Origin of the sequence: Mesorhizobium sp. L48C026A00 (genome assembly GCF_000502375.1) — a bacterium.
Lineage (GTDB): Bacteria > Pseudomonadota > Alphaproteobacteria > Rhizobiales > Rhizobiaceae > Mesorhizobium > Mesorhizobium muleiense.
Genome location: NZ_AYWU01000008.1, coordinates 96428 through 108660, shown reverse-complemented (window position 1 = coordinate 108660; position 12233 = coordinate 96428). Strand labels below are relative to the sequence as shown.

Genomic DNA, 12233 nt, shown 5'->3' with positions numbered 1-12233 from the left:
TGGAGACAAAGAATGGCCACCGTAGAATATAAGAACATCGCCAAGAATTTCGGCAATGTCGAGGTGATGAAAGACATCTCCTTCGGCATTGCCGACCGCGAATTCGTCGTGCTTCTTGGGCCGTCGGGCTGCGGCAAGACCACGCTCCTGCGCATGACGGCCGGGCTCGAGCGGGTGACCAGCGGCGATCTTTTGATCGGCGACAGGCGGGTCAATGACGTTCACCCGCGCGATCGCGACATCGCGATGGTGTTCCAGAATTACGCGCTCTATCCGACAATGAAGGTGTTCGACAATATCGGCTTCAGCCTGGAAGTGGCGAAAGTGCCAAAGGCGGAGATCAGGAAGAAGGTCGAATGGGCGGCGGAAATCCTGAATCTCACGCCCTATCTCGGGCGCTATCCCAAGGAACTGTCGGGTGGCCAGCGCCAGCGCGTCGCCATGGGCCGCGCCATGGTGCGCAATGCCGCCGTCTTCCTTTTCGACGAGCCGCTCTCCAATCTCGACGCCAAGCTGCGCACGCATATGCGCGTGGAAATCCGTCAACTCCACAATCGTCTCGGCACAACCACGATCTACGTCACCCATGACCAGATCGAGGCGATGACGATGGCCGACAAGATCGTGCTGATGCACGCCGGCAGGATCATGCAGATCGGCACGCCCGACGAGGTCTACGAGCGCCCGAACTCGAAATATGTCGCTGATTTCATCGGCTCGCCGTCGATGAACTTCATCGCCGGCGCTGTCGAGACCGCAGGCGGCAGTCCTCGCTTCGTCGCCGAAGGCGTGTCGATCGGCCTGTCGCCGCAGATCAAGGCAACACCAGGCCAAAAGGTCATCATGGGCGTCCGGCCACACGATCTCGGCATTTCGGATACGGGTGAGATCATGGGCGAGGTCGTGCTGTCCGAAACGACCGGCGCCGATGTCCAGATTCATTTGCGCGTGGCCGGATACGATGCCGTCGCCGTGGTGCCGCGTGACGAGCGCCGCAGCGCCGGCGCCGCGATCAATCTTTCGGTGCTGCCGGGCAAGGTGCACCTCTTCGATGCGGCCACGGAACTGCGTGTCGCCTGAGCTAGCGATGACCGCGTCGGCAGAGCGCTGCCTCAGCCCTTCAGGCTGAGATAATCAGCCAAAGCCACCGCGTTGTTGTGCAACTCGTCCTGGGCGCCGTAGAGCAACGTCACCCGGCCGTTGTCGAGCAGGGCACGCAACTGGCCGACCGCCTCGCTGTTCCGGTCGAGCTCGCCGCGATAGCGCTGCTGGAATTCCATCCAGCGCGTCGGCTCGTGGCCGAACCATTTGCGCAATTCATCGCTTGGCGCGATGGTCTTCAGCCATAGCGTCAGCGCGGCGTCTTCCTTGCGGACGCCGCGCGGCCATAGGCGGTCTATGAGCACCCGCTGCCCATCGCCAGGCGAGGGCGGCTCGTAGATGCGTTTGACCCTGATATCGAGTTTCATTGCCAACTCCGGGGTTGGCCGCCATGTCGTCTTGCTGGCCATGTCGTCTTGCTGGCCATCACGGCTTGCTGGCGGCTGCTTACGCCCACTCGCCCTTACGCCCACTCGCCCCCTAAGCCCATTCGCCCTTGCGCATCACCGGCACGCGGCCGCCGTCCTTGCCGACGCCGTCGATGTCGACCTTGTCCGAACCGATCATCCAGTCGATATGGATGAAGCTCTTGTTGCCGCCGCGCGCCGCGATCTCGTCCTGAGTGAGCGAGGCGCCGTCGACAAAGCACTTCGAATAGCACTGGCCGAGCGCGATATGGCAGGCGGCATTCTCGTCGAACAGCGTGTTGAAGAACAGCAGGCCGCTCGCCGCGATCGGCGAGGAATGCGGCACCAGGGCGACCTCGCCGAGCCGGCGTGCGCCTTCATCGGTGTCGAGCACTTTTTTCAGCACATCCTCGCCGCGGCTGGCCCTGGCCTCGACGATGCGACCCTGCTCGAAACGCACCGCAATGCCGTCGATCAGCGTGCCCTGGTACGACAGCGGCTTGGTGCTCATAACATGGCCTTCGACGCGCCTTGCATGCGGCGTGGTGAAAACCTCCTCGGTCGGGATGTTCGGGTTGCAGGTGATGCTGTTCCTGGCGGTCGAGGCGCCGCCCATCCATTCATGGCCGTCGGCCAGGCCGACGGTCAGGTCGGTGCCAGGTCCGGTGAAATGCAGCGCATGGAAATTATGGCCGTTCAGCCATTCGGTGCGGCTGCGAAGCGCCGCATTGTGTGCCTTCCAGTTGCCGATCGGGTCGTCGACGTCGACCCGTGAGGCGGCAAAGATCGCGTCGGCGAGCTTCGCCACGGCGACGTCGTCGGTATCGCCCGGAAACACCTGCCTGGCCCAGGCCAGGTCGGGGTAGGCGACGATGTTCCAGTTGATGTCGAAGCCGGTGATCTTTTCCAGCGCCGGCTGATAGGCGATCGAGTTCGCCTTGTTGGCGCGCGCCACTTGTCCCGGGTCCTGTGCCGACAGCAGCGACGGATCCTCGCCGCGCACGGCCAGCCGCGCCGCATTGTTGGCGAAGGCCTTGGCCATGCCCTCGTAAAGCCAGCCGGCGGCGTGGTCGAAGCCGGCATCGGCGCCGTAGCGGAAGCGTGCCAGCGTCATCTCGTCGTCGTTGAAGATCGGCGTCACCAGGCCGGCGCCGGCCTTGTAGGCATGCTCGACGATCCGTCGCGTCAAAGGCAGCGCTGCGATCGACGATGTCAGCACCAGGTCCTGCCCCGGTTGCAATTGCAGCCCGACCTTGATGGCGACTTCTGCCAGCCTGTCGAGCTTCACCGGGTCGATCGTTGCGGAAACGCCGCGCGAATGTGTGGTCATGATCCTGCCTGTCGCGAGTGGGAGTCTGGTACTTACATAGACCGGTGCCATCGGTCTTTCCACCGTGATCGACCGGGCCTGCTCAGGCCGCGCCGGCGAGCGCGCCGAACTGCGCCATCGTCGCCTCGATCTCCTCGCGGATCCAAATCTTGAAATCGCGCACCTTGCGGCTCTCGCTCTTGCTGGCCGAGGTCACCAGCCAGTAGCCCAGCCCGCTCTCGGCGCGGACGCCGAACGGCGCGCCCAGCCGGCCGTCGGCGAGAGCATCAGCCGTCAGCAATTGCCAGCCGAGCATGACGCCGTGGCCGGCGATCGCCGATTCCAGGCAAAGCATCGGGTCGGTGAAGCGCGCGCCCTTGAGGAAGCTGACCGGCTTCACCCCGGCCGCCTCGAACCAGCTTTCCCAGCTGATCATCGCTTTTTAGTCGGTGATCGCGCAGGTCAGGGCGAGATCATCGATCGATTTCAGTTTGTCGGCGATCACCGGGGCGCAGACCGGGAAGACTTCCTGCGCCAGCAGCAGTTGCGCGCGCACGCCCGGCCATTTGCCGTCGCCAAGCCGGATGGCGATGTCGATGTCCGAGCGATCGAGATCGGCAATCCGCACCGAGGCGTCGATGCGCAAAAGCACATTCGGATGCCGGGCGAAGTGGCGTGACAGTCGAGGCAGCAGCCACTTCGAGGCAAAGGCCGGCGCAACCGAGACCACCAGCGTGCATTCGGAGGCCTCGTCGGCGAGCGCCACGGCTTGGGCGAGCTCGCGGAAACCTGCCCCGAGCCGGGCGGTGAAGACGGTGCCGAATTCGGTCGGCACCAGACCGCTTGCCGTTCGTTCGAACAGCGCCTGGCCAAGTTGCGCTTCCGTCCGCTTGACCTGCTGGCTGACGGCGCTGGCGGACACGTTGAGTTCGCTCGCCGCAGCCGAAAGCGATCCCAGGCGGGCGACGGTTTCCACGGCGCGCAGGCCGTTGAGGTGGACGCGGTTCAGCATGGCCATACAGTTTTTCTAAACCGGCACGGTTGAAATCTCAATTGAAATGCGGGGAGGAACGGCAAATTTTAAGGAACAAGCAGACCTGTGGAGGAAAACACGATGAAGATTTTGTCACTGCTCGGGGTCTTTTCCGCTGCCGGCGCGCGGCAAAGCCGGTCGCATGAAAGCGAGGCCACCCGATGGGCCACCGATCCGCTGTCGCATCCTGTGCTCGACACCATGTCGGAGCGCGAACTCGGCGACCTGCCATTCCGGATGACAGCCCGGCGCACGGCCTACGAGACGGGCACTGGCCAGGTCGGCTGCGGCTGAAATCCTCCGCACACAGAGGATTTGACTTTAATTAGACCCGAAAAGGACTGCGGGCGGTCGCTGCGGAAACGTTCGCGGGACAGCGCCCCCCTCTGTCCTGCTGGACATCTCCCCCACCAGGGGGAGATTGGCTTTCATCTCCGCTTTCGCCAAATCTCCAGAAGTTGAAGAAGGAGAGCCGGCGCCGAAGCTGCCGATCTCCCCCCTCGTGGGTATGCCCGGCAGGGCAGAGAGGGGCGCGAAGCATCGCCGACGTTCGTTCTGTACCGCCGCGGCGCTCGGATACGGTCCTTGCAACCCGCCCTGGCCCAATAAAAGGCGGATTGTCTCACCGGCTCGTGCACCTATTGTGCACTGCAATGAACATCGCTTCGCCGTCCCCTTTGCGCCTCGCATTCGCCGGCATGATTGCCCTGGCCGTTGCCATGGGCATCGGCCGCTTCGTCTATACGCCGATCCTGCCCGGCATGATGGAGGAACTTGGCCTGACGCCGGCCGATGCCGGCTGGATCGCGTCCGCCAACTATCTCGGCTATCTCGTTGGCGCGCTCGCAGCCGTCGGCGGCTGGGCGCACGGTCGCGAGCGCCTGCTGATGCTTGCCGGTCTTGCCGCCACCGCAGTCCTCACCGGGCTGATGGGCCTGGCCGACACGATGGCGGCCTTTCTCGTCATCCGCTTTCTTGCCGGTGTGGCCAGCGCCTTCGTCCTTGTGTTCATGTCCAGCATCGTTTTCGGCCATCTCGCCGCGGTCGGCCGAAACGACCTGCAGGCGCTGCATTTCGGCGGCGTCGGCCTTGGCATAGCAGCGTCCTCGGCGCTGATGGCAACACTCGTCACCGGACAGGCCGGCTGGCCGGCGGGCTGGTTCTGGTCCGCCGCGATCTCGGCCTGCGCCATTGCCGTCGTGGCCTTGCTGCTCGGCAGCACTGCGAGCGCCAACGGCGCCGATGGCCGCGAACCGGCGCTACCAAAGGACCGGTCACTCGTGAAGGTCATATTCGCCTACGGGCTGTTCGGCTTCGGCTATATCGTGACGGCGACGTTCCTGGTCGCCATCGTCCGGCAGGGCGGCGGCGGCCGCGTCTTCGAGGCCGTGGTGTGGATGGTCACCGGCCTTGCCGGAATTCCCTCGGTCTGGCTGTGGCAGAAGATCGCGGCAAAGATCGGGCTCTACCGGGCTTATGCCTGGGGGTGCCTCGTCGAGGTGGTCGGCGTCAGCGCGAGCGTCACCATGGGCGGACACATTGGGCCGCTGCTCGGCGGGTTTCTGCTTGGCGGCACCTTCATCGCCATCACCGCGCTCGGCCTTCAGACCGGAAGGCAGCTTGCCCCGCAAGCGCCACGCCGGATCCTGGCGTTGATGACGGCGTCCTTCGGCCTCGGCCAGATCATCGGTCCGATCGTCGCCGGCTTGCTTGCGCAAGCCTCCGGCGACTTCTTCCTCGCATCGATCGTGGCCGCCGCCGTGCTGCTGGTCTCTGGCGCGGTCATCTGGTCGGCTGCGCCAAAATCGCCATGATTGTGGTCTTGCTCGGTGCCGGGCATCACGCACCGGCCATTTTCATTCCGATCGATGTGTGACCTTATGCCCGCTGAACAGCAACGCCGCTGATTTGCGCATCGACCGAGGATTTCCCAACAGTGTTCGTATCCTTCTTCCCGCAGCCGAAGTTGTTTTTCACTTCGGCCGTCGCCTGGAGCCTTCTGCTCGTCCTCCTGTGGTTTTTCGGCGGCGAGCACCTTGGCACGATGCTCGGCATGCCGCCGGTCGACCCGCAGGCAGCACCAGTCATCAGCCCGATAAGATTCCTGACGCCGGCATTCCTCTGGTTTTACGGATATTTCTTCGCCGGTATGGGCGTATTCTACCTTTTCTGGGCGCTGTATTCCCCGCATCGCTGGCAGAACTGGTCGATCCTTGGCTCTGGTTTGATTATTTTCGTCACCAATTTCATCGTGCAGATCAGCGTGGCGCTCAATGACTGGCGCGGCATGTTTTACGATATGGTGCAGAAGGCGCTGACCACGCCGGGCTCCGTTTCCCCTGCCGAGCTTTACTACGGAGTATGGCAGTTTCTGTCCTTGGCGCTGGTCTATATGAGCATCGCCGTTCTGAACGTCTTTTTCGTCAGGCACTACGTGTTTCGCTGGCGCACCGCGATGAACGATTATTTTACCGCTTACTGGCCGCGGCTGCGCCATATCGAAGGGGCGTCGCAGCGCGTTCAGGACGACACGATGCGCTTCTCCGGCACAATGCAGGGGCTCGGCGTGAACTTTATCGACTCCATCATGACCCTGATTGCATTCCTGCCCTTGCTGGCCTCCCTTTCTCTCCATGTCTCAACGCTCCCAATCGTCGGAGCAATCCCTTATCCGCTGGTCATTGCGGCGATCGCCTGGTCGCTGTTTGGCACCGGCTTGTTGGCAGTCGTCGGCGTCAGGCTGCCCGGGTTGGAATTTCGCAATCAGCGGGTTGAAGCCGCGCTGCGCAAGGAACTTGTCCTCGGCGAGGACGACACGGCACGAGCGCAGCCACCAACTCTGGCCGAGCTTTTCAGAAATGTTCGCAAGAACTATTTCACTCTCTATGCACACTATGTCTATTTCGACATGGTCCGCTATCTATACCTTCAAGTCGACAACGTATTCGCTACTCTTATTCTTGTTCCGACCTTGGCAATCGGCAAGATAACATTTGGCGTTTTCCAGCAGATTGTTACCGCTTTTTCACAAGTCGCCACTTCGTTCCAATATCTCGTGAATTCCTGGCCGACCATCGTCGAGCTGATATCCATCTACAAGCGCCTGCGCGCCTTCGAGGCGACACTTGAAGGGGCGCCGCTGCCGGAAATCGACCAGGCCTATCTGGAGCGAGAGCGAGCCGGCTTGCGGCCTGAGGATCAGCCGGTAAGTTGAGAGTGACGGGGCGGCGGGCGCTTTCGGTTCAGCCGCCCACCGACGCCCACTTTTGCCGGCGTTGGCGCGAAACATAGTCGCGATAGCTGATGCACTCGACATCGGGCCTGGTGCAGACCTCGCCGGCAAAGCGCTCGAGCGCCTTCCAGTAGGCGCCGTCATTCATCAGTGTGAAATGGAAGCCGAGTTCCAGCGGAATGCGTTTGCCCTGATATTGCGCTTCGAAGGCGGCGCGAAAGGCGTCATGGGTCCGGTTGGCGAATTCGTCCGCCTGGCTCGGCCGCTCGAAGCCGCCGGAATGCCTGACATAGAGATTGTAGTCCATCGCGATCACCGGCCTTGTGTCAGGACCTTCCGGAATCTTCGGCAGTGAGAAGCGCGTGATGCCGTCGCTGGTTGGTGGCCGGGCAGGGCCGCGCGACACACCGCTCGCGTCGAACCAATAGCCCGCCCTTGGCAGCGCCTCGTAGAGCGCCTTGTTTGCCGACAGATAGGGTGCGCGAAAGCCAACCGCCTTACGTGCAATTTCGCGCCAGCCTGCGGGTTCGGAGGTAATAGCGTTGATCGAATAGGCATTTTCGAGAATGCGCTTGAACGAACCGAACTCGCTCAGCCAGTCGGCCTTGTTCCAGTCCTTGCCGTCGAAATGGCCGCAAGCGTGGCTGCCGATGTCATGGCCTTCCGAGGCGGCAAGGTTTATCTGCTCGAGCCGGTCAGCGATTTCCTGTCTCGAGGCGGCGAAGCCGATATTGGATTTGCCTGATGCCTTGCCGGGCGCCGTGTATTGCTTGCGCGTCTCCGGCGAGAGCAGGAAGACGCAGGACACGAAGTAGGTGAAATGGGCGCCGGTGCGCTGGGCCAGCGCCCGGCTGCGCTTCCATTGCAAAATATCGCGGGCGCTGTCGAACGAGATGAGGACGGCCTGCTTTGGCTTTGCCGGCGCCGGCGGGTCGGCGACAGCAGCGCCCGCCGCAGCAAGCGACGCGATCGAAAACGCAACAGCACGGGACAAACGAGGCATCAGTGTTTGATCTGGATTTTGAGGAGGGTTCGCGCACCGGCTATCGGCGAAATGTGGCGTGGGTGCGGTCGCCCTTTGCAGTCATCCTTTACATCGTCATCCGGCGATTAGCCGATTTTCCGGTCGAACCCCTTCCATGCCGGCAAAATTTCGCTAAAACGCGGGCTACCGCATCGGCCTGAAGTGCAGAATTGATTTTTTTTCAGGAAACACGATGCGCAAATTCAAAGTGTTAGAGCGTACTTTCCATGGACGCACGTCGCTCTAAACCGCCCTGAGGCGGGCAGGATGGTTTTGAGATGTCGGACGACAGTTTTATCCGCGAAGTCAACGAAGAGATGCGTCGCGATCAGGCGCATGCGCTGTGGGACCGTTTTGGTCCTGCCTTGCTTGCGCTCGCGATACTGGTGGTGGTCGGCACCGCCGCCTTCGTCGGCTATCGCTATTGGGACGAGACCCGCGCCAATCGCTCGGGCGATGCCTTCTCGCAGGCGCTGAAGCTTGCCAATGAGGGCAAGAGCGACGAAGCGCTGGCGGCCCTCGATGCGCTGGAAAAAGATGGCTACGGCGCTTATCCGCTGCTCGCCCGCATGCGGGCGGCAACCGTCAAGGCGGATAAGGGCGACGTCGCCGCCGCCGTCAAGGACTTCGACGAGGTCGCCGCCGATACGGACATTCCATCAGGCCTTCGCGAAATGGCGCGCCTCAGGGCAGCGCTGCTGCTCGTCGACCACGGTTCGTTCGCCGACGTCTCCAGTCGCGTCGAGACGCTCACCGCCGACACCAATCCGCTGCGCCATACGGCGCGCGAGGCGCTCGGCCTTGCCGCCTGGAAGGAAGGCAAGGCGACGGACGCACTGAAACTGTTCGACCAGATTGCCTCGGATGACAGCACCCCGCGCAACGCGCGCGAGCGGGCCACGTTGATGTCCGAGCTGATCCGTGGGTCGGGCGGCGTGTCGTGACAGATGACGTTCAAAGTCGCCATCATTGGCCGGCCTAACGTCGGCAAATCGACCCTTTTTAACAGGCTGGTGGGAAGGAAGCTGGCGCTTGTCGATGATACGCCGGGCGTCACCCGCGATCGTCGCGTCCATGCCGCCAAACTCTACGATCTGCATTTCGACGTCATCGACACTGCCGGCTTCGAAGATGCCGCTGCTTCGACGCTGCCGGGCCGCATGCGCGCCCAGACCGAGATCGCCATCCGCGAAGCCGACCTGATCTTTTTCACCATCGATGCCAAGTCCGGGCTGATGCCTGACGACAAGACCTTCGCCGAGATCGTGCGCAAGTCCGGCAAGCCGGTTGTCGTCGTCGCCAACAAGGCCGAGGCGCGCGGCGCCCAGGGCGGCATGCTGGAGGCCTGGGAACTCGGCCTTGGCGAGCCGATCCCGGTCTCGGCCGAACACGGCCAGGGCCTGCCCGATTTGCGCGATGCGGTGATATCAGCACTGGGCGAGGCGCGCGCCTTCGGCGAAGAAGAAGATGCAGACGAGGAGGCCGCGGCCAGCGAGGTGCTGATCGGCGAGGACATCACCGACCCGGATGCCGAGCCGAGCTATGACGATACCAAACCGCTGCGCATCGCCCTCGTCGGCCGTCCGAACGCCGGCAAGTCGACGCTGATCAATGCGCTGATCGGCGAGGAGCGGCTCCTGACCGGTCCGGAAGCCGGCATCACCCGCGATTCCATCTCCGTCGACTGGGACTGGCATGGCCGCCGCCTGAAACTGTTCGACACCGCCGGCATGCGCCGCAAGTCCCGGATCCACGAAAAGCTGGAAGTCATGTCGGTGCAGGACGGCTTGCGCGCCATCCGTTTTGCCGAGATCGTCATCATCGTGCTCGACGCCACCATTCCCTTCGAGAAGCAGGATCTGCAGATCGCCGACCTGATCATCCGCGAGGGCCGCGCGCCGGTGATCGCCTTCAACAAATGGGATATGATCGACCACCCCCAGGAACTCCTGGCGGAACTGCGCGAGAAGACCGAGCGGCTGTTGCCGCAGGCGCGCGGCATCCAGGCGGTGCCGGTCTCGGCCGAGACCGGGCGCGGCCTCGACAAGCTGATGGATGCCGTCATCAAGACGCACAGGGTGTGGAACAGCCGCGTCTCGACCGGCAAGCTCAACCGCTGGCTGGAAGGCATCCTGGCGCACCATCCGCCGCCTGCCGTCGCCGGTCGCCGGCTGAAGATCAAATATGTCACCCAGGCCAAGACGCGGCCGCCAGGCTTCGTCGTGTCCTGCTCGCGGCCGGACGCGATGCCGCAATCCTATGTCCGCTACCTCTCCAACAGCCTGCGCGAAGCCTTCGACATGCCCGGCGTGCCGATCCGCATCGCCTTGCGGACCTCGGAAAATCCGTTCGCCGGCAAGGCGAAGAAACGCCGCTGAGCGCCGCGTCTTTTGGGCGCCAGCGTCAGCCACGACGCGCTAATGGGCGGTGTAAGCTCCGTCGACCAGATGGTAGCTGCCAGTGATAAAGCTGGCCTGATCGGACAACAGGAAGCACACAAGAGCCGCTACCTCTTCCGGTTTGCCGCGCCTGCCCATCGGTTGAAGGGCTGCCATGCGCCTGGTATTGGCTAATGCCTCCGCTTGCTCCGATAGAAGAGGCGTTTCGATCCAGCCGGGGCCGACGACATTGATCCGGATGCCCATCCTCGCATATTCAATCGCAGCAACCTTGGTCAGCCCAACGACCCCGTGTTTCGCTGCCGTGTATGCGGACGCAGTCGGCAAGCCGACGGAACCGAGAATTGAGGACATGTTCACGATGGCGCCTCCGCCTCGATCCAGCATGGCGGCGATTTCGTACTTCATGCTGTAGAAAACGCCATTCAGATTGACGTTCATCAGCCTGTGCCAGTTGTCGAGCGGATAGTCTGCCGTCGCTTTTCGAACGCCGTCGATGCCGGCATTGTTTACCGCCATATCCAGTCCGCCGCATTTCTGGACAGTGAACTCGATCAGCTTTTCGACGGCTGCCGCATCCGTGACATCGACCGCAAAATCGTGGGCCCTGCCTCCTTGCGCGCTTATTTCGGCAGCCATGCAGCGCGCGGCCTCGGCATCAAGGTCGGCGACAACAATTTCGGCTCCTTCTTGCGCGAGTTGCCGTGACACAGCCGCTCCTATTCCGGAGCCTGCGCCGGTCACAATCGCGACTTTACCATGGAAGTCAGGCTTCATCGTCTCTGTCCTATGCCCATTGTGGCCTAACCGAACAGAGGCGGACGGTTATCGCAAGAAGTTTCGCTCCAATTCGCTCGTCAATCCTGTGAATTCATTTTGCCACCCCACAGCGAGACTTGGCCCGCAGGCCTTGCAATGGTAGAGACGAGGAAGGGCGGTAGATTGACCAGTTTCCTAGCAGGTAGAAATGGAAGAACACAACATTGCGCGCCGGGGGCTCGTGCTGGGAAGTCTGGCTCTGATGCTCTCCGGGTGTACGTCGACGTTACAGCAGGTGACGGAGCCGATTTCATCCGCGTTCGGACCAAGGAATGGCCTCAATCCTCGTTTCCGACGGAAGCAAGTGCGGTACGACGGAAACGAGCCGCCTGGAACGATCGTCGTCGATACTTCGCAACGTTTTCTCTATGCCGTCGAGGGCGACGGGTGGGCGACGCGCTACGGCGTCGGCGTCGGCGAGCAGGGGCTTTCGTTCAAGGGTACAGCGACCGTCGCCCGCAAGGCGGACTGGCCGTCGTGGACACCCACCACCAACATGATGAGGCGCAAGCCTCGCCTGGTGAAGTATGCAGGCGGGGTCCCTGGTGGACCAAACAACCCGCTTGGTGCGCGTGCCCTTTACCTCTATCGCAACGGGCGCGACACCTACTTCCGGATACATGGTACAAACGAGCCATGGACGATAGGCACAGCGGTATCGAACGGGTGCATCCGTTTGACAAATGACGACATCATCGACCTCTACGAACGGACTCCTTTGGGCACGACGGTGGTGGTGGTTTGATGGTGGGCAGGCCTGATCTCCGTTGCATGGTGAGCCCTGCCGGCACGTCACCGCAAGGATTTCGGCTGCAACCGAATGCCGACTGTGTCATTTCTGCACTAGGCTTTGGTGTAGATCGCAGCTAACTTGGTTGGGCTGCATATCTTTTTATTTGTGGCGATTCT

General features: G+C 62.4%; 11 protein-coding genes and 1 pseudogene. 7 read left to right on the top strand and 5 right to left on the bottom strand.

What is annotated here, in order from left to right; translation table 11 throughout:
• Positions 1 to 12 precede the first annotated feature (12 nt).
• Positions 13 to 1080, top strand: coding sequence for an ABC transporter ATP-binding protein (locus X738_RS58795; RefSeq protein WP_023799417.1), 1068 nt, complete (start codon positions 13 to 15; stop codon positions 1078 to 1080).
• Positions 1081 to 1112: 32 nt separating this feature from the next.
• On the opposite strand, the gene X738_RS58790 is transcribed toward X738_RS58795, so the two are convergent.
• From X738_RS58790 to X738_RS58780, 3 genes and pseudogenes are all read right to left on the bottom strand, one after another.
• The gene (locus tag X738_RS58790) at positions 1113 to 1469 is read right to left on the bottom strand and encodes a DUF488 domain-containing protein (RefSeq protein WP_023799416.1); all 357 of its coding nucleotides are present in this window, start codon (positions 1467 to 1469) and stop codon (positions 1113 to 1115) included.
• 112 nt (positions 1470 to 1581) lie between these two features.
• Entirely contained in the window at positions 1582 to 2838 is a 1257-nt protein-coding gene (locus X738_RS58785) for an aminopeptidase (protein ID WP_031255003.1), read from the bottom strand.
• Positions 2839 to 2920: 82 nt separating this feature from the next.
• A pseudogene (locus tag X738_RS58780) lies at positions 2921 to 3835 on the bottom strand (LysR substrate-binding domain-containing protein).
• Between the two features lie 96 nt (positions 3836 to 3931).
• Between X738_RS58780 and X738_RS58775 the strand changes: the two are divergent.
• The 3 genes from X738_RS58775 to sbmA all read left to right on the top strand — a co-directional run bounded on the left by X738_RS58775 (position 3932) and on the right by sbmA (position 7064).
• Complete coding sequence (locus X738_RS58775) at positions 3932 to 4144, top strand: hypothetical protein (RefSeq protein WP_023799412.1); 213 nt, start codon at positions 3932 to 3934, stop codon at positions 4142 to 4144.
• A gap of 359 nt (positions 4145 to 4503) precedes the next feature.
• On the top strand, positions 4504 to 5664 hold the full coding sequence (locus X738_RS58770) for a YbfB/YjiJ family MFS transporter (RefSeq protein WP_023799411.1): 1161 nt from the start codon (positions 4504 to 4506) through the stop codon (positions 5662 to 5664).
• 122 nt (positions 5665 to 5786) lie between these two features.
• Complete coding sequence (sbmA, locus tag X738_RS58765; RefSeq protein ID WP_023799410.1) at positions 5787 to 7064, top strand: peptide antibiotic transporter SbmA; 1278 nt, start codon at positions 5787 to 5789, stop codon at positions 7062 to 7064.
• Positions 7065 to 7092: 28 nt separating this feature from the next.
• Here sbmA and X738_RS58760 read toward each other — a convergent pair whose 3' ends face one another.
• Complete coding sequence (locus X738_RS58760; protein ID WP_023799409.1) at positions 7093 to 8085, bottom strand: polysaccharide deacetylase; 993 nt, start codon at positions 8083 to 8085, stop codon at positions 7093 to 7095.
• Positions 8086 to 8384: 299 nt separating this feature from the next.
• Between X738_RS58760 and X738_RS58755 the strand changes: the two genes are divergently transcribed.
• Together X738_RS58755 and der are read left to right on the top strand one after the other, a co-directional pair.
• Positions 8385 to 9050, top strand: coding sequence for a tetratricopeptide repeat protein (locus X738_RS58755; protein ID WP_023799408.1), 666 nt, complete (start codon positions 8385 to 8387; stop codon positions 9048 to 9050).
• A gap of 3 nt (positions 9051 to 9053) precedes the next feature.
• Positions 9054 to 10484 (top strand): ribosome biogenesis GTPase Der, encoded by a 1431-nt coding sequence (der, locus tag X738_RS58750; protein WP_023799407.1) that lies wholly within the window; start codon positions 9054 to 9056, stop codon positions 10482 to 10484.
• Between the two features lie 39 nt (positions 10485 to 10523).
• Here der and X738_RS58745 read toward each other — a convergent pair whose 3' ends face one another.
• Entirely contained in the window at positions 10524 to 11282 is a 759-nt protein-coding gene (locus X738_RS58745) for an SDR family NAD(P)-dependent oxidoreductase (RefSeq protein ID WP_023799406.1), read from the bottom strand.
• A 190-nt stretch (positions 11283 to 11472) separates the two neighbouring features.
• Here X738_RS58745 and X738_RS58740 point away from each other — a divergent pair, with 190 nt between their 5' ends.
• The gene (locus X738_RS58740) at positions 11473 to 12069 is read left to right on the top strand and encodes a L,D-transpeptidase (RefSeq protein WP_023799405.1); all 597 of its coding nucleotides are present in this window, start codon (positions 11473 to 11475) and stop codon (positions 12067 to 12069) included.
• The last annotated feature ends 164 nt before the right edge of the window (positions 12070 to 12233 follow it).